The following is an 18,109-nucleotide window of genomic DNA, read 5'->3' as shown; positions in this document are numbered from 1 at the left end:
GAGACATACGTGATCAACGCGACGAGTTTCGATCAGTTGAAGATCGGTCTTGCGACCAGCACCGACATCCGGGCGTGGTCGTACGGCGAGGTCAAGAAGCCCGAGACCATCAACTACCGCACCCTCAAGCCCGAGAAGGACGGTCTGTTCGGCGAGCAGATCTTCGGCCCTTCCCGCGACTGGGAGTGCTCGTGCGGCAAGTACAAGCGGGTGCGATTCAAGGGCATCGTCTGTGAGCGGTGCGGCGTCGAGGTGACGAAGTCGTCGGTGCGCCGGGAGCGCATGGGCCACATCGAGCTCGCCGCTCCCGTGACGCACATCTGGTACTTCAAGGGTGTGCCGTCGCGTCTCGGGTACCTGCTCGACATGGCGCCGAAGGACCTCGAGAAGGTCATCTACTTCGCCGCCTACATGGTGATCTCGGTCGACGAGGAGGGTCGCCACAACGACCTGCCCGGGCTTGAGAACGAGATCCGGCTCGAGATCAAGACGCTCGAGCAGCAGCGCGACTCCCAGATCGCCGTCCGCCTCGGCACGCTCGAGACCGAGATGGCTGCGCTGGAAGAAGAGGGCGCGAAGAGCGACCAGAAGCGCAAGGTCCGCGACGCCGGCGAGAAGGAGATGGGCCAGATCCGCAAGTCGTACGACGAGCAGATCGCCCAGCTCGAGCGCGTCTGGGATGACTTCCGTTCGCTGAAGGTCGGCGACCTCAAGCCCGAAGACTCCGTGTTCCACGAGCTGCAGGACCGCTTCGGCCTGTACTTCGAGGCCCACATGGGCGCCGAGGCGATCCAGAAGCGGCTGCAGGCGTTCGACCTGCAGGCCGAGTCGGATGCCCTGCACGACGAGATCGCGAACGGTCGCGGTGGTCAGAAGAAGATCCGTGCGATCAAGCGCCTCCGCGTCGTCAACTCGTTCCTGCAGACCGGCAACTCGCCGGCCGCGATGGTGCTCGATGTCGTTCCCGTCATCCCGCCGGAGCTGCGCCCGATGGTGCAGCTCGACGGTGGCCGCTTCGCGACCAGTGACCTGAACGACCTCTACCGTCGCGTGATCAACCGCAACAACCGTCTGCGTCGTCTTCTCGACCTGGGCGCGCCGGAGATCATCGTCAACAACGAGAAGCGCATGCTGCAGGAGGCCGTCGACGCACTGTTCGACAACGGCCGCCGCGGTCGCCCCGTCACGGGCACCGGCAACCGCGCGCTCAAGTCCCTGAGCGACATGCTCAAGGGCAAGCAGGGCCGGTTCCGCCAGAACCTGCTCGGCAAGCGCGTCGACTACTCGGGCCGCTCGGTCATCATCGTCGGCCCGCAGCTGAAGCTGCACCAGTGCGGTCTGCCCAAGCAGATGGCGCTGGAGCTGTTCAAGCCGTTCGTGATCAAGCGCCTCATCGACCTGTCGCACGCGCAGAACATCAAGAGCGCCAAGCGCATGGTCGAGCGGTCGCGCCCGCAGGTGTGGGATGTGCTCGAGGAGATCATCCGCGAGCGCCCCGTTCTGCTGAACCGCGCGCCCACGCTGCACCGTCTCGGCATCCAGGCCTTCGAGCCGCAACTCGTGGAGGGCAAGGCCATCCAGCTGCACCCGCTCGTCTGCGCGGCGTTCAACGCCGACTTCGACGGTGACCAGATGGCCGTGCACCTGCCGTTGTCGGTCGAGGCTCAGGCCGAGGCCCGCATCCTCATGCTCGCGAGCAACAACATCCTGAAGCCGTCCGACGGCCGCCCGGTGACGCTGCCCTCGCAGGACATGATCATCGGCCTGCACCACCTGACCACGGTCAAGGAGGGGGCGACCGGTGAGGGCCGCGCGTTCTCGAGCGTCGCCGAGGCGATCCTCGCCTTCGACCAGCACTCTCTCGACCTGAACGCGCGCGTGCGCATCCGGGTCGAGGGCGTGTACTACGCCGAGGGTGAAGTGCCCGAGGGCTTCGAGCAGGGCTCGCAGGTTCTGCTCACCACGACCCTCGGTCGCGCACTCTTCAACGAGACGCTGCCGGTGGACTACCCGTACGTCGAGGCCGTCGCTGACAAGGGCAAGATCTCGGCGATCGTCAACGACCTCGCCGAGCGCTACCCCAAGGTCGAGGTCGCTGCGGCGCTCGACCGCATCAAGGACGCCGGTTTCCACTGGGCGACCCGCTCGGGTGTCACCGTCGCGCTCAGCGATATCGTCACCCCGAAGGACAAGCCCGAGATCATCGCGAAGCACGAGAAGCGTGCCTCGAAGGTGCAGGGCGAGTACGACAAGGGTCTGATCGACGACGGTTCGCGCCGTCGCGAGCTCATCGAGATCTGGACCGAAGCCACCAACGAGGTCGCCGCATCCATGCAGGCCGCGTACACCGAGGGCAACAACATCTTCCGGATGGTGTCGTCGGGTGCTCGTGGTAACTGGCTGCAGGTTCGTAACATCTCGGGTATCCGTGGACTCGTGGCGAACCCGAAGGGTGAGACCATCCCGCGTCCGATCATCTCCTCGTACCGCGAGGGGCTGAGTGTGGCCGAGTACTTCATCGCCACCCACGGTGCGCGTAAGGGTCTCGCCGACACCGCTCTGCGTACCGCCGACTCGGGCTACCTGACGCGTCGACTCGTCGACGTCGCACAGGATGTCATCATCCGTGAAGACGACTGCGGCACGGCCAAGGGTCTCGACCTGACGATCGCCGCAATGCTCGACGGTGAACTGGTGCGTGACGCGAACGTCGAGAACGCGGTGTACGCGCGCTCGCTCGCCGAAGACGCGCTGGATGCCAAGGGCAAGGTTGTCGCGGAAGCCGGCTCGGATGTCGGTGACGTGCTGATCGAGAAGCTCATCGGTGCCGGCGTCGAGACCATCAAGGTGCGTTCGGTTCTCACCTGTGAGAGCGCCGTCGGCGTGTGCGCGGCCTGCTACGGCCGTTCGCTCGCGACCGGCAAGCTCGTCGACATCGGCGAAGCGGTGGGCATCATCGCCGCGCAGTCGATCGGTGAGCCCGGCACTCAGCTCACGATGCGTACCTTCCACCAGGGTGGTTCGGCCGGTGCGGATGACATCACGCAGGGTCTGCCGCGTGTCACCGAGCTGTTCGAGGCGCGCACCCCGAAGGGCGCTTCGCCCATCGCGGAGTCGGCGGGTCGCATCGAGATCGAAGACACCGAGAAGCAGCGCCGCATCATCCTCACGCCCGACAACGGCGACGAGGTGAAGGCCTACCCGGTGCTCAAGCGTTCGACGCTGCTCGTCGAAGACGGTCAGCACGTCGAGCTCGGCCAGCAGTTCGTGGTCGGCAACCTCGACCCGAAGGAAGTTCTTCGGGTGCAGGGCAGTCGCGCGGTGCAGAAGCACCTCGTCGACGGCGTGCAGGGCGTCTACCGCTCGCAGGGTGTGCCGATTCACGACAAGCACATCGAGGTCATCGTGCGGCAGATGCTGCGCAAGGTCACCGTCGTCGACCACGCCGACACCGACCTGCTGCCCGGTGAGCTGGTCGACCGTTCGAAGTACAACGACATCAACCGCGCTGCGCTGCTCGACGGCAAGAAGACCGCGTCGGGCCGTGAAGAGGTCATGGGTATCACCAAGGCCTCGCTCGCGACCGAGTCGTGGCTGTCGGCCGCGTCCTTCCAGGAGACGACCCGCGTTCTTACGCAGGCGGCGATGGAGGGCAAGTCCGACCCGCTGATGGGCCTGAAGGAGAACGTCATCATCGGTCAGCTGATCCCGGCAGGTACGGGTCTTCAGCGGTACCGCAACGTGACGGTCGAGGCCACCGAGGAGGCGAAGGCGGAGCGTTACCCGAACCGCATCTTCACCGACGACTCGGTGTTCACCGAAGGTGACCTCTCGTTCGTCGACTTCGACTCGTTCTCGTCCGACGACTTCTCGCCGGGTACGTATAACTAACTGAGTCGCAACCGCAACCCGAAGCCCCCGTTCCTCGTGATCGGGGGCTTCGGTGTTGGTTGGCCCTCGCGCTACGCTGTCGCGGTGAGCACTCCTCAGCCGCCGGGCCGTGACCCCGACGAAGCCGTGCCCGCTGCGCCGACCATCCCGCCACCTCCGCCCCTGGGTGCCGTGCCGCTTCCCACTCCGCCCCCGGCTCACATCGCGCCCCCTCCACCCCCGCCGGCGTTGATCGAGCCGCCGTCGATTCCCCGCGCGGCACCACCCGCGCCACCCTGGATCTCCCTCGATCGACCCGCCGCTCCGCCACCCGCGCCGCGCCCCGTGCCGACCCCGCTGATCGCCGCGCCCGACGATGCCTCCAACGATGCCGCCGACGACCTGGATCGCACGGTCGTCGTCGATCGCCGGCCGGTGGCCCCGTGGCAGCTCGTGATCGAGGGAGGGCCGACCTTGCGCCTGGCCGGGTCGCGCGTCGTGCTCGGGCGCCGACCCGCCGGGGCCGGCGGCGGCGCTCAGGAGCTCGCCATCCCCGATCCCAGCCGCACGCTGTCGAAGGTGCACGCGCGTCTCGACCTGGCCGACGGGGTGTGGACGGTGACCGATCTCAACGCGACCAACGGTGTCATCGTGATCGGCGCCGACGGTTCCGAGAATCTGCTCGACCCAGGGGAGTCGGCCCCCATCGTCGAGCGGCTGGTGCTGGGCAAGGTCGTGATGCGGGTCATCTCCGATACCGGCGAGCAGACGCTGTGAGTGCGCGATCGGACCTCTGGGGCGGCTCGAGCGGCATCCAGCTCGCCGTGGCGGCCGTCACCGACGCGGGTCTCAAGCGCGAGGTCAACGAAGACTCCTACCTCGCCGAGCCGCCGGTGTTCCTCGTCGCCGACGGGATGGGCGGCTACGAGGCCGGCGACCGGGCGAGCGCGGCCGTCGTCGCGGCTTTTCGCGGCCGGTTGCAGGGCCGTGAGTTCGCCGCCGTCGACGACGTGCGCGATGCACTGCTGGCCGCCGACGACGAGGTCGCGGCGGTCGCCTCACGCACATCGCGGGGCGCCGGCAGCACCGCGGCCGGGATGGTGCTGGTGCAGTACGCGGGCGCGCCGCACTGGCTGGTCTTCAACGTCGGCGACTCGCGGGTCTACCGGCACGTCGATGGAGTGCTGGAACAACTCACCGTCGACCATTCGCTCGCGCAGGAGCTCATCCAGAGCGGGGAGCTGCGACCGGAGGATCTCGCGACGTTCACGGACCGCAACGTGATCACTCGGGCGATCGGAGCGCCCGAGAGCCTGGCCGACAGTTGGCTGCTGCCCGTCGTGGACGGCGAGCGGTTTCTGGTGTGCTCTGACGGGTTGCATTCGGAGATCGGGGATGAGGGCATCCGAACTGTGCTGATGACGCGCGGCGACCCCGAAGCGGCGGCGACAGACCTGCTGGCGCTGGCGATCGAGCAGGGGGGTCGGGACAACATTTCGATCATCGTGCTCGACGTCATCGCGGTCGGTGGTTCCACGATCGTGTCGATCGACGACCTGGCCGACACCATCACGGTGTGACCCGACGCGCCGACGACGCGCGGAACTTCGCTGACTAGGCTGAACCGAAGACGAGAGGAGCCGGGATGGCCCAGGCGAAGAACGAGTCCACGGATCCGACGCAGGACCCGGAGGAGATCGTCGTCGAGGCCGACGAGAGCGACGAGATCGTCGTTGAGGAGGCCCCGACCAGCGAGTCGGCGACCGCGACCGCGACGCTCACCGATGAGAAGGTCGAATCCCCGCTCGCGGGCGAGCGCGTCGTTTACGTGAGTACCCCGACCCCGCCGAAAGCGGCGAGCAACCGCGTCGTCGGGTCGCTGCTCGCTCTCGTCGGAACTGTCGTCTTCGCTCTCGTCTACGGTCTCGTCGGGGCCGCGTACATCGCGGTCACCAGTTCGACCCTCGGTTTCGGCGACTTCATCACCGACGCGATCTTCTGGATCCCGGTGCTGTTCTTCACGATCGGGTTCGTGCTCATCGCGGTGCTCGTCAATCGCGCCGCCTGGTGGGTTCATGTGCTGGCCAGCCTGCTCGTGGCGTTCATCACCTACTTCGGATCGATCGGGATGCTGCTGCTGGTGCACCAGATCGCCGGCTCGAGTGTGGGTTTCGTGGCGACGGCATTCAGTCCGTTCGTCATCGCCGCGACCATCGTCGCTCGCGAGGTGTCGATCTGGGTCGGTCTGCTGATCTCCCGCCGCGGCGCCAGGCTGACGCAGCGCAACCGCGCCGAGCGCGAGGCGTTCGACGCCGAGCAGGGCGAGACGAAGGCATCCGATGGAGCGACTGCCACCTCCTCGGCCAACGCAGGGGCGTAGCCTCTTCGTCGCGCTGTTCGTCGCGATCACCTGGGCGGCGAGCACCTTCGCGCTCGCCGGCATCCTCGCCGTCGTGCTCGACCGGGATCCGGTGCAGACCCCGGCGCCGCCGTACGTCGGTCTGATCGGGCTCGCGGTCGCCGGCGTAGTGGTGTGGCTCGCCGTCGGGTTGACGGTGCGCGCGACGTCGCCCTGGGTGGGCGCGATCGCCGCTGCCGCAGCGGTCTACCTGGCGGTCGTCACCACCGCGTTGCTCGGGTCGTTCCGCCTGTTCGCGGAACAGGCGACCAGCCCCTTCGTCGTCGTGGCGGCCGCGCTTGCTGCCGTGGCAGTCGTCGGAACCTGGATCGCGCTGCGCCGACCCCCCAACGTGGGACTGTCGAGCGGGACGACCCGGCCGTAACCTCAGACCAACGAGGGGCATATCCGCAGCCCTCGGCGCGCACCGCTTCGGGGGGAACGGTGGGCGTGATGGTCGTCAGGGGGTGACGATGACCTCCCTGTCAGAGATTCTCATCATCCGCGGCTTGATGCCGATCACGAGCCTCGACGTCGCCACCGGCGACCCGCAGGCGGATGAGGCGCACGTGCGCGAGCTGCTCGAGGGCGGTGTCGTCACCGAGAGCCAGGTCGCGTCGGCGCGTGCCGCGCAGCTCGGGTTGCCGTTCGTCGACCTCACCGAGTACCCGGTCGACGGTTCGGCCGTGGCCCTCGTACCCGTGCAGGTGCTGAAGCGGTACGAGGTGCTGCCGATCGGGCGCGACGGCGACCGGCTGATGCTGGCGATGGCCGATCCGCGCGACGTGCTCGCGATCGACGATGTGCGCGCCGCGGTGCGGATGCAGGTGCGTCCGGTCGTCGCCGAGCGCAACGACTTGCTCGCGGCGATCGCACGCCTCGTGCGCTCGGACGGCGAGCTCAGCGAGCTCACCACCGCGATCGTCGAAGAGAACGGCTCGACGGGTACCGATCTGGTCCCGGCGGCGTCGGAGGCGAGCGAAGACGACGCCCCGATCGTGCGGTTCGTCAACCTGCTCATCAGCCAGGCGATCTCGGATCAGGCGTCCGACATCCACATCGAACCCGCCGAGCGCGACATGCACGTTCGCTACCGCATCGACGGCGTGCTGCACGAGATGCAGCGGGCTCCGAAGAACATCCAGAACGGCGTCATCTCGCGACTCAAGATCATGAGCGACATCGATATCGCCGAACGCCGCAAGCCGCAGGACGGCCGCATGTCGGTCATCCACGGGGGCAAGCAGATCGACCTGCGCGTCGCGACCCTGCCGACGGTGTTCGGCGAGAAGGTCGTCATGCGTATTCTCGACAACTCGATGACCGGGCTGGGCATGGACCAGCTGCGGCTGCTCGAGCGCAACGCCGCCGTCTACAAGGCGTCGTACACGAAGCCGTACGGCATGATCCTCGTCACCGGGCCGACCGGTTCCGGAAAGTCGACGACGCTCTACACGACCCTGCATGAGGTCGCGCGGCCCGAGATCAACGTCATCACCGTCGAAGACCCGGTCGAGTACCGCATCCCGGGCATCAACCAGGTGCAGGTCAACCCGAAGGCGGGCCTGACGTTCGCGAGTGCACTGCGCAGCATCCTGCGGTCCGACCCGGATGTCGTGCTGATCGGTGAGATCCGCGACCACGAGACGGCGCAGATCGCGATCGAGGCCTCGCTCACCGGCCACCTCGTGCTCTCGACTCTGCACACGAACGACGCGCCGAGCGCCGTGACCCGGCTCATCGAGATGGAGATCGAGCCGTTCCTCGTCGGATCGGCGCTCGACTGCATCGTCGCCCAGCGACTTGCCCGCAAGCTCTGCGACAAGTGCAAGGCGCCGTATCAGCCGAGCTTCGAAGATCTTCAGGCGATGCGGTTCGCGGAGCCCGGCGACCCGCAGCCCACGCTGTTCAAGGCGACCGGTTGCACGTCGTGTTCGAACACCGGCTACCGCGGCCGTATCGCGTTGCACGAGGTCATGCCGGTCACCGAAGACATCGAGCGGCTCGCCGTCGCGCGCGCCTCGAGTGCAGAGATCGGTCGCCTCGCTGTGCAGCAGGGGATGACAACCCTGCGTCAGGACGGCTGGGCGAAAGCGCTGCTCGGCCTGACCAGTGTCGAAGAGATTATGCGAGTCGTCGCGTGAGCGCCGGCATCCGTGGTGGTTCACGAGGGAAGGGATACCGCGCGTGAACAAGCCTTTGTATGAGATTCCGGTGACCGATCCGGCGAATCCGCCGCTCGGGGTACCCGGGGCTGCCGGGGCGATGCCGCCCCCGCGTGGAGTGCAGCCACCCCTGCCGCCGGGGTCGACGACTGTCGACCTTTCGCAATTGCCGCCCCCCGCGGTCGCGACTGACGACGCTGCGGCGTCGACCCCGGCTCCCCCTGTCGCGGAAGGGATCCCGGGGTTCACCCCGGCGCCCTCGGGAGACATCCCCGGGTTCACCCCCGCCCCGAGTGAGGCGATCCCGGGCTTCACCCCGGCCCCGGCCGCGCCGGTGCTGCCGATCCCCGAGTTCACGATCATCCCGCCGCTCAGCCAGCGGCTCGACAAGCCCGCGCGCCCGGCGTTCGTTCCCGACGACTTCACGCTGGCAGCACGGGCCCGCGTTGATGCCGAGCTGTTGACCGCGCTCGAGACGGTCGTCACCGAGGGCGCGTCCGACCTGCACATCTCAATCGGCGCGCCGCCGATGATCCGCATCGACGGGAGCCTGCGTCCGATCGTCGGGATGGAGCCCTGGGACCGCGAGCGCGTCGCTGCCGCGCTCTACAGCCTCCTCACCGACGAGCAGCAAGCGCAGTTCGACGAGGTGCTGGAACTCGACTTCGCGTTCACGCTCTCGGAGGAGTCCCGATTCCGCGTCAACTTCTACCTCCAGCGCGGCGCGATCGGTGGGGCGTTCCGTCTCATCCCGACCGAGATCAAGCCGCTGACCGCTCTCGGCATCCCAGAAGTCGTCGGTGAGTTCGCCAAGCTGCCGCGTGGTCTCGTGCTCGTCACCGGCCCGACCGGTTCGGGCAAGTCGACGACGCTCGCCGCCCTCATCGACCTGGTCAACACGACTCGCGCCGACCACATCGTCACCGTCGAAGACCCGATCGAGTTCATGCACCCGAACAAGCGCTCGCTCGTTAACCAGCGCGAAGTCGGGTCAGACACGCAGAGCTTCGGCAACGCGCTCAAGCACGTGCTGCGGCAAGACCCCGACGTCATTCTCATCGGCGAGCTCCGTGACCTCGAGACCATCTCGGTCGCCCTCACCGCGGCCGAGACCGGGCACCTGGTCTTCGCGACCCTGCACACGCAGGATGCGAGCCAGACGATCGACCGCGTCATCGACGTCTTCCCGCCGCACCAGCAGGGTCAGGTGCGCACGCAGCTCGCCGCGACGCTGCAGGGAGTCGTCTGCCAGACCCTGGTGAAGCGCTCCTCCGGGTCAGGCCGTGCGGTTGCCACCGAGCTGCTCGTCATGACGCCCGCGATCGCGAACCTGATCCGCGAGGGCAAGACGTACCAGATCCGGTCGGCTCTCCAGGCCGGCCGCGCGGCGGGCATGCACACGATGGATCAGCATCTCGCCGACCTCGTCAACAGCGGTGCCGTCACGTACGGAGCAGCGCTCGAGAAGGTTCACGACAACGAAGACTTCACCCGGCTCGTGCACCGCACGGGCGACACCGACCCGGCGGGCGCCGCGTTCGCCTCAGACTTCGGAGCGCAACGATGAGCAATCTGCTGACCTATGCCTACAAGGGCCGGGATGTCGGCGGCAAGGTCGTCAAGGGCAAGGTCGAGGCGCCGAGCGAAGCTGCGGTCGTCACGCGGCTGCGCACGATGGGCGTCACCCCGATCGAGATCAACCACTCCGCGGCCGGCACCGGCCTGCAGATGGAGCTCTCCCTCGGCGGCCTCGAGAAGGGCGTCAAGCTCAAAGACCTCGCCGTCATGTCGCGGCAGCTCGCGACGATGGTGGCCGCGGGACTCTCGCTGCTCAAAGCGCTGTCGATCCTCTCTGAGCAGACCGAGAACAAGAAGCTCGCCCGCACCCTCGCGATCGTGCGAACGCAGGTCGAGACCGGTTCGTCACTGTCGGAGGCGCTCGCCAAACACGGGCTGATCTTTCCGCCGCTGATGATCCACCTGGTGCGGGCCGGCGAGACCGGCGGGTTCCTGGACCTGTCGCTGGAGTCGGTGGCTACGACGTTCGAGAAAGACGTCAAGCTGATGGCGACGATCAAGTCGGCGCTGACCTACCCGGTCGTCGTGCTGGTCATGGCGCTGGTCGCCGTCGTCGGCATGATCGTGTTCATCGTGCCGGTGTTCAAGAACATGTTCGCCGATCTCGGGGGCGAGCTGCCGATCCCGACGCAGATCCTGGTGGTGATGTCGGAGAACGCGATCTGGGGAGTTCCGCTGTTAATCGTTGCGGGCGTCGTATTCGCGGTCTGGTGGGGCAAGAACAAGCACACCGAGAAGGTGCGCGCGTTCGTCGACCCGTTGAAACTCAAACTGCCAGTGTTCGGGCAGCTCTTTCAGAAGGTCGCCATCGCCCGCGTCACTCGGAATCTCTCGACGATGACCAAATCGGGTGTGCCGATTCTGCAAGCCCTCGCGATCGTCGCGAACACCTCGAACAACTTCGTGGTCGAGAAAGCACTGCAAGAAGTGCAGGACTCCGTGCGTTCCGGGCGCTCGATCTCCGGGCCGCTCGGCGAACATCCGGTCTTTCCGTCGATGGTGGTGCAGATGATTGCCGTCGGTGAAGACTCCGGCTCGCTCGAGCAGATGCTCAACAAGATCGCCGAGTTCTACGACGACGAGGTGCAGACCACGACGGAAGCGCTCACGTCGCTCATCGAGCCGCTCATGATCGCCGTCATCGGTGTACTCATCGGTGGCATCATCGTGTCGCTCTACCTGCCGATGTTCTCGATCTACGGGCAGATCTCCGGCGGGTGACCGCCCCCGGACTGGGGCCGCGATTCGGCGTCATTCCCCCCTTTTGCGGGATTACGCGCCGGGCACCAACAGAACAACATTGCACCAGGGGGCCAGTTTCACAATGGGGGGCCGCCTGTCCACACACTCGTGTCAAACGAAAAGGATAGGAATCTTGATCACTGCAATTCACAAGTCGCTCGCCGCTAAGCGCGAGATGCTCGCCAAGGACGAGAAGGGCTTCACGCTCATCGAGCTGCTCGTCGTCGTTCTCATCATCGGCATCCTGACCGCGATCGCCGTTCCGGTGTTCCTCGGTCAGCAGGACCAGGCCCGCGACGCGGCCGCCAAGTCCGACCTCGGCGTTGCCAAGGTCGCCTACGTCTCGGCCGTCACGGCCAACGACGCCGTTCCGACCGTCGCCGACCTTCAGGAGTTCGGCTACTCCGCAAGCCCCGGAACCACCGGCTTCGCGATCGATATTGCGAGCACCGTCTCGACCTTCTGCATCGAGGTCACGTCGGAGGCCGGCAACCCGTTCAACATCACCGAGTCGACCGCTGTCGCCGCAGGTGGCTGCTAAGCGGCTTCGCTGAACACCCGGTGGGGCGTCGCTTCGGCGGCGCCCCACCTACCCGCTTCACCCGCACGATACGAGAGGGGGGCTCGATCGTCATGAGAAACCAACGCATCCTCGAGCGGCTCCGCTCGGACACCGGCTTCGGCCTCATCGAGATCGTCATCTCGATGTTCCTGCTCGCGATCCTCGCGATGCTCTTTCTGCCGCTGCTGATCCAGGGGCTCAAGCAGTCGGCCGCGAACACCACGCTCGCGACCGGCACGCAGCTCGTCAACGAGCAGCTGCGCGCCGCTCAGGCCGCTAGCCCGGTCTGCTCCGACGTCTCGGCGCTCACCGGCACGAGCGACTTCACCGACCCGCGCGGCGTCGTCATCCGCCTCGTCACGACCGTCGGCACCTGCCCGGTCGGTGACGGCACCGTCTCGATCACCGTCACGGCCACGCGCGTCGACACCTCCGACACGTTGACGACCGCCTCGTCCCTGGTGTTGGTCTCATGATCGCCCTTCTGCGTCGCCTCCGTAACGACGACGGCTTCACGCTCACCGAACTCATCGCCTCGTCGGTGCTCTTCTCGCTCGTGACGCTCACCGCCGTCAGCATCTTCCTCGGTCAGTTCTCGGCGCAGCAGCAGGTGAGCGCGATCACGACCGCGACGACGGATGCCCAGCTCGCCGGCACCACGATCGACACCGGCATCCGCAACTCGTCGGGCTTCGAACTCACGGCCGTCAGCGCCGACCAGTTGCTGGTCGCACGGGTCGCGGGCGGCGGGGCCACGCTGCAGTGGGTCTGCCGTGCCTGGTACTACTCGGCGGCGGACGACACCATCCGCATGACCTCGACGACCCCGGGCACGCCGGTCGCGGCGCCGACCTCCAGCCAACTCGAGACCTGGACCCTGCTCGCCGACGGTGTCACGCCGACGAGCGGCACCACCATTTTCAGCGCTTCGGGCGACCTCCTCACGGTGTCGTTCCGGGCCGAGACCGACGATGACAACAAACCGGTGGCGATCGAACTGAGTTCGGCGCCGCTGGCCGGAGTGACGGAGAACACGACATGCTACTGACCAGCCTCGCGTCAACCTTCCGTCGACTCCGCTCCGAGGAGCGCGGTGCCGGCATGGCGGCCGTCGTCGGCCTCATGGCCGTGTCGCTGCTGACCACCTCGGTCGTGGCGACCTCGGTCGTCACCGCCACCGAATACACGACGGTGACCCGGGCCGGCGTCGAGTCTCAGGCGGCTGCCGAGGCCGGTATCGCCGTCGCACGCGCCGGCCTTCTGAACGGAACCTGCGTCTCGAACAGCAATAGCTACGCGAGCGCAGCGAACACCGTGCCCGAGTACGTCGCGACGATCTGGATTCCGTCGGGCTCGGCGTGGGTGCGCGGCTGCCCCACGGGCACCGCGACGCAGGTGCGCATCCTCTCTACCGGCTACGCCGAGCGAGAGGGCGCGCTCGGCTCCGACGGGCGCGACGAGTCGCACCTCGAGGTAATCCTCTCGTCGATCAGTGTTCCGTCGACGATCGAGGCGACCGGCCCGGCCATCTACGCCTACAACTCGCAGGGCTTCGGCGGCGGTGGCAAGCTCGTCACCATCGGCGGCAGCGACGCCAGCATTTTGATCCGTGAGGGCGACGTCAACTGCACGGGTGGCGCGTCGGGCGACGCCGACATCGTGGTGAACAACGGCAACCTCACCGTGTCAGGCGGCTGCGTCATCACCGGCAACGCCTACGCGAGCGGACGCATCACTCTTCCGGGTGGGCCCGACATCGGCGGCAACGCGATCGCCAACGCGCTGACCATGAACGGCGGCAGCGAGGTCGGTGGCAGCGTCTGGGTCAATCAAGACGTGACCCTCAGCGGTGGCGTCAAGATCGGCGGCAACGTCACCGCGGCGACGATGTCGTTCTCGAGCGGCGGTGAGATCGGCGGCAACGTGCAGACCACCGGCGCCGTGACCTTCAACGGCGGCGGTGGGCCGCTGATCAAGGGCAACCTCACGGCAGCGAGTTTCACCACCGGAAACGGTGGCACCGTCGAGAAGAATGCCTGGATCTACGGCGCGACCAGCGTCAACTGGGGCGCGGTGATCAAGGGCAACCTGACGACAAAGACATTCAGCAAGCCCGGCGGTAGCAACAAGGACTTCGTCAAGGGCACGCTCACTCTCGTGCCGGGCGGCCCGACGGCGAGCCCGTACGCCACGAACCCGGCACGGCCGGCCTGGCCGATCGTTCCCGACTGGATCAACTTCGACTACGACCCCGCAGACTGGTCGGGATTCGCCGTGGCGACGATCAGCTCGAGCGGATCGTGCAGCTTCACCCAGGTGAAGAACGCCGTGGCTTCGTTCGCCGGGCAGAACGGCATCGTCAACGGGCTCGGCTGCGTCGGCGGTATCTCGATCGGCGGGTCGGACATCGTGACGCTCAATCAGGATGTCGCCATCTTCTCGCCGAAATACAACTTCAGCGGCGGCGGCGGCTTCACGGCGAGCCAGACGCGCAAGCTGTGGCTCATCACCCCGGACACCGTCGCCGAGACGCCGACGACTCCCACCTGCATCACCGGAGAAAGCTCGTTCTCGGTCAGCGGCGGCTTCACCTTCTCGAGCAACCTGCGCGTGATGATGTACACGCCGTGCAAGGTGGTGCTGAGCTCCAGCACGAAGTTCACCGGCCAGGTGTTCTCGGGCAAAGCCGGCATCGACGGGGGAGCTGTGCTGACCTACACTGCCGTCGGGCTGCCCGGCTACAACCTGGATACCGGACTCACGACGACCGTCGCGACCTCGGAGGCCGACCGCACGATCGTGTCGTTCCGCAACCTCGAGGACGGCAACTGATGATCGCCGTACTCGTCGGAGCGTTCGGAACATTCATCGGATCGTTCCTCAACGTCGTGATCTACCGCGTGCCGCGCGGAAAGTCGATCGTGGCGCCTCCGAGCGCGTGCGGCACCTGTGGGCACGAGGTGCGGCCGTACGACAACATCCCGCTGATCTCATGGCTCGTGCTGCGCGGCAAGTGCCGTGACTGTGCGGCCCCGATCTCGGTGCGCTACCCGCTCGTCGAACTCGCCGGCGCCGTGGCTTTCGGCGTCGTCGCCTGGCGGTTCCTGCCCGACGTGCTCGCGGCAACGGGTGCCGTGGCGCTGGTCGCCGGCATCCTGCAGCTCGTCGCCTACCTCTACTTCGCGGCCATCAGCATCGCGCTGGCCCTCATCGACCTCGATGTGCACCGCCTGCCGAACGTCATCGTGTTGCCCGCCTACCTCGTGGGTCTGGCGCTGCTCGGCGCGACCGCGGCGCTCACAGGTTCCTGGCAGCCGCTCGTCGTCGGGGCCTTGGGCGCCCTCGCGCTCGGCGGCTTCTACCTCGTGCTCGCCTTGGTGCGCCCCGGGGGCATGGGTATGGGCGACGTCAAACTGGCGGGTGTCATCGGCCTCTTCACCGGGTGGCTCGGCATTCCCGAGCTGCTCGTCGCCACGATCGCCGCCGCGCTGCTGGGCGGCATCGTCGGGGTCGGCATGCTGCTCGCCGGCCGCGGCCGCCGAGCTGCCATCGCCTTCGGGCCCTGGCTGCTGGCCGGCGCCTGGGTCGCCATTCTCATCGGGGCGCCGCTCGCGAGCGCCTATCTGTCTCTATTCGGAATCACGTAAGCAACGAAGGAAAGGGAGAACCGGTCATGGGGGGCACGGTTGTCGGAGTGGATATCGGAAGCGCGTCGATACGCGCGGTCGAGGTCAACGGATTCGACGGGCCACGGCCGCAGATCGTCCGCTACGCGGAGGTCGCGTTGCCGATGAACTCGACGCGTCGGGGCGAGGTCGTCGAGACGAGCACGGTCGGCACGGCGCTGAGGCGCCTGTGGTCGACGGGGGGTTTCAAGACCAAAGACGTCGTGCTCGGGATGGGCGGGTCGCGGGTTTTCGCGCGTGACCTCTCGGTTCCGCGCGCCTCGATCGTGCAGATCAGGGAGTCGCTGCCGTTCATCGTGCAAGAACTGCTGCCGGTACCGGTCGCCGATGCCCTGCTCGACTTCTATCCGATCGCCGAGGAAGACGGCGACAGCGGCCCGCAGGTGTCGGGGTTGCTCGTCGCGGCGCTCAAGGACGCCGTCAACGCCAACGTCGCGGCCGTCGCCGGCGCGGGCTTGCGTCCCGTTCAGGTCGACCTCATCCCGTTCGCGATGACCCGCGCCTTGGCTCCGTTGCGCACCGCTCGCGGACGCGACGTGCTGGTGTCGATCGGGGCGAACTCCACCAACGTCGTCGTTTCTGACAACGGGGTGCCGCAGTTCGTGCGCATCCTCACCAACGGCAGCGACGATGTCACGCGCGCGATCGCGACGCGCCTGCAGTGGTCGCCCGACCAGGCCGAGGCCGCCAAGCGCGCCGTCGGGATGGGCGGGGCGATGATGCGGGCAGAAGACCGTCCGGTGCTCGAGATCATCTACGAGGTCGTCGGGGAACTGCTGGCCGGCATCCGCAGCACCATCAGCTACTACGCCACGGCGCACCCCGCTGAGCCGCCGCAGCGCATTCTGCTCAGCGGCGGTGGCGCTCAGATGATCGGGCTGCCGAACGCGCTGCAAGAGCTCGCCGGGCTTCCGGTACAACTTGCGGAACCGCTTGCCGCGGTGCCGATGCCGAAGCGCTACAAGCAGGCCAGTCGCGCCGACCAAGACGCCTACACGACCGCCTTCGGGCTCGCGCTCGGGAGCCACGCATGAGCGCCGCATCCATCCCCGGTCTCGTGCTCTCGGCTGAACCGCGCGCGCAGCTGCTGCCGCCGAGCGTCAAGCAGCGCGAGAAGAACCGAGCGGCGCGCCGGATGATGGTGCTGCTCGTCATCTTCTCGGTGGTGATCACCGGGGCCGGGGTCGGGTGGGGATTCCTGCGTGCCGCGCAAGCCCACCTGTCGCTTCTCGCGACCCAGCAACTCACGGCCCAGATCCTTGAGCAGCAGGCCGAGTACGCCGACGCCGCCCGGATGGCCATGTTGGTCACCCAGGGGGAGGAGGCCCAGCAGGTCGTCACGGCGACCGAGATCCAGTGGGCTTCACTGTTTGCCAGGGCGAGCGAGTACCTGCCTGAAGGCACGCGGGTCGCCGGAATCGCATTCCAAGCGCCCGCTCCGTGGGAGACCACATTCCCGCCGGAAGGTCCGCTGCGCGAACCGCGTGTCGCTGTCGCGACGTTCGAGCTCGCGGGCGTGAGTTACGACGGCGCCGCCCACTTCGTCGCAAAGATCCCGTCGATCTTCGGATTCTCGGACGTGAAGATCGACAAGACCGAGTTCAAAGATGGCGAGTACACCACCACCTTGAAAGTCACCTTCGACCCCGATGCGTTGAGCGGTCGCTATCTGACCGACGAGCCCACCGACCAGACCACAGACGAGGCGACCGACGGAGGTGACGACGAATGAACGCCAACCGCATCTTTGCGCTCGCGACGGTCATCGTCATCGCTGGAGTGCTCGGGCTCGGGTGGTTGGTCGGCCTGTCGCCGCTCCTCGCGGCAGCATCTCAAGCGGATCAAGAACGTCTCTTGGTCGAGCAGACCAATCAGGCGCAACAGGCCACCCTCGCGAGCATGAAGGCCGACTTCGAACGTCTCGATGAGATCGCTCTCGATCTCGAAGCGCTCCGCGTCGCGGTTCCCAGCGAAGTTGACTCCGACGTCATCTACGCCTACCTCGCCAGGATCCAGGCCGGCGTCCCGACAATGGTTGAGACGATCGTGACGGGAGAGGCCGCGCCGTACGGTCAGTCGCTCGACGCTGTCGAGGCTGCACCCGGTGAAGCCGAGGCAACCGCCGGCGTCGCGCAGTTCGATGGGCTCTACACCGTGCCCATCACGATCACCTTCCCCCGCGGGACGGTCGTGGATGAAATCGTCGCGTTCGCGGGCGCGATGCAGAACGGCCCCCGCATCTTCCTGGTGACCGCGATCACGCGCCCGGCAAGCAGCGACGGAGCGGCGGGCACCATCACCGCCTACATGTTCGTCATGGCCGAGCGCGACGAGACCCCGGGGTCGAGCGCGGACGATCACGACCCGTCGCTCGATCAGTACACCCGTGGCGTGATCGCCCGCTGGGGTTCGGACAGCGAGCCGACCCCGGCTCCGACACCCACCCCGACACCCACGCCGACGCCGTAACCGGCCGTCACACGTAGTGCCTCACGTCAAGATGCTCGCGAAAGGTGGGTGCGTGCCTCACCGGGTTTTGCTCGCGAGATTCCGGCGCTGAGCGCGGTGGTCTTGGCAGCGGCGAGGTGGATCAGGCGGGTTTGGATCG

General features: G+C 67.1%; 16 protein-coding genes. All 16 read left to right on the top strand.

Features of this window, described 5'->3' with window-relative positions; all coding sequences use genetic code 11:
* Positions 1 to 9: 9 nt before the first annotated feature.
* The 16 genes from WBL06_RS12510 to WBL06_RS12435 all read left to right on the top strand — a co-directional run bounded on the left by WBL06_RS12510 (position 10) and on the right by WBL06_RS12435 (position 17,970).
* A complete protein-coding gene (locus tag WBL06_RS12510; RefSeq protein ID WP_424456549.1) occupies positions 10 to 3,891 on the top strand; it encodes a DNA-directed RNA polymerase subunit beta' in 3,882 nt (1,293 codons plus the stop codon).
* Positions 3,892 to 3,975: 84 nt separating this feature from the next.
* Positions 3,976 to 4,647, top strand: a complete 672-nt coding sequence (locus WBL06_RS12505) for an FHA domain-containing protein (protein ID WP_424456547.1) — start codon at positions 3,976 to 3,978, stop codon at positions 4,645 to 4,647.
* A complete protein-coding gene (locus tag WBL06_RS12500) occupies positions 4,644 to 5,450 on the top strand; it encodes a PP2C family protein-serine/threonine phosphatase (RefSeq protein WP_424456546.1) in 807 nt (268 codons plus the stop codon). Before WBL06_RS12505 ends, WBL06_RS12500 begins: the two co-directional genes overlap by 4 nt.
* 65 nt (positions 5,451 to 5,515) lie before the next feature.
* Complete coding sequence (locus WBL06_RS12495; RefSeq protein ID WP_424456544.1) at positions 5,516 to 6,250, top strand: hypothetical protein; 735 nt, start codon at positions 5,516 to 5,518, stop codon at positions 6,248 to 6,250.
* The gene (locus tag WBL06_RS12490; RefSeq protein ID WP_424456543.1) at positions 6,210 to 6,653 is read left to right on the top strand and encodes a hypothetical protein; all 444 of its coding nucleotides are present in this window, start codon (positions 6,210 to 6,212) and stop codon (positions 6,651 to 6,653) included. The genes WBL06_RS12495 and WBL06_RS12490 overlap by 41 nt, the downstream gene beginning before the upstream one ends.
* Positions 6,654 to 6,741: 88 nt before the next feature.
* Positions 6,742 to 8,412, top strand: coding sequence for a GspE/PulE family protein (locus tag WBL06_RS12485; protein WP_424456541.1), 1,671 nt, complete (start codon positions 6,742 to 6,744; stop codon positions 8,410 to 8,412).
* Positions 8,413 to 8,482: 70 nt separating this feature from the next.
* A complete protein-coding gene (locus WBL06_RS12480) occupies positions 8,483 to 10,000 on the top strand; it encodes a PilT/PilU family type 4a pilus ATPase (RefSeq protein ID WP_424456539.1) in 1,518 nt (505 codons plus the stop codon).
* Entirely contained in the window at positions 9,997 to 11,232 is a 1,236-nt protein-coding gene (locus WBL06_RS12475; protein ID WP_424456537.1) for a type II secretion system F family protein, read from the top strand. Before WBL06_RS12480 ends, WBL06_RS12475 begins: the two co-directional genes overlap by 4 nt.
* Before the next feature lie 154 nt (positions 11,233 to 11,386).
* Positions 11,387 to 11,794 (top strand): type IV pilin protein, encoded by a 408-nt coding sequence (locus WBL06_RS12470; protein WP_424456536.1) that lies wholly within the window; start codon positions 11,387 to 11,389, stop codon positions 11,792 to 11,794.
* A 92-nt stretch (positions 11,795 to 11,886) separates the two neighbouring features.
* Entirely contained in the window at positions 11,887 to 12,291 is a 405-nt protein-coding gene (locus WBL06_RS12465) for a prepilin-type N-terminal cleavage/methylation domain-containing protein (RefSeq protein WP_424456534.1), read from the top strand.
* Positions 12,288 to 12,863, top strand: a complete 576-nt coding sequence (locus tag WBL06_RS12460; RefSeq protein WP_424456532.1) for a PulJ/GspJ family protein — start codon at positions 12,288 to 12,290, stop codon at positions 12,861 to 12,863. Before WBL06_RS12465 ends, WBL06_RS12460 begins: the two co-directional genes overlap by 4 nt.
* Positions 12,854 to 14,647, top strand: coding sequence for a hypothetical protein (locus WBL06_RS12455; protein WP_424456530.1), 1,794 nt, complete (start codon positions 12,854 to 12,856; stop codon positions 14,645 to 14,647). Before WBL06_RS12460 ends, WBL06_RS12455 begins: the two co-directional genes overlap by 10 nt.
* Complete coding sequence (locus WBL06_RS12450) at positions 14,647 to 15,462, top strand: prepilin peptidase (RefSeq protein ID WP_424456529.1); 816 nt, start codon at positions 14,647 to 14,649, stop codon at positions 15,460 to 15,462. Before WBL06_RS12455 ends, WBL06_RS12450 begins: the two co-directional genes overlap by 1 nt.
* A gap of 47 nt (positions 15,463 to 15,509) precedes the next feature.
* A complete protein-coding gene (pilM, locus tag WBL06_RS12445) occupies positions 15,510 to 16,535 on the top strand; it encodes a type IV pilus assembly protein PilM (protein ID WP_424456527.1) in 1,026 nt (341 codons plus the stop codon).
* Complete coding sequence (locus WBL06_RS12440) at positions 16,532 to 17,233, top strand: hypothetical protein (protein WP_424456525.1); 702 nt, start codon at positions 16,532 to 16,534, stop codon at positions 17,231 to 17,233. Before pilM ends, WBL06_RS12440 begins: the two co-directional genes overlap by 4 nt.
* Complete coding sequence (locus WBL06_RS12435) at positions 17,230 to 17,970, top strand: hypothetical protein (RefSeq protein WP_424456523.1); 741 nt, start codon at positions 17,230 to 17,232, stop codon at positions 17,968 to 17,970. The genes WBL06_RS12440 and WBL06_RS12435 overlap by 4 nt, the downstream gene beginning before the upstream one ends.
* The last annotated feature ends 139 nt before the right edge of the window (positions 17,971 to 18,109 follow it).

It is taken from the genome of Pseudolysinimonas sp., assembly GCF_049651805.1.
Taxonomy (GTDB): Bacteria; Actinomycetota; Actinomycetes; order Actinomycetales; family Microbacteriaceae; genus Pseudolysinimonas_A.
This window is presented reverse-complemented; position numbering and strand designations above follow the sequence as displayed.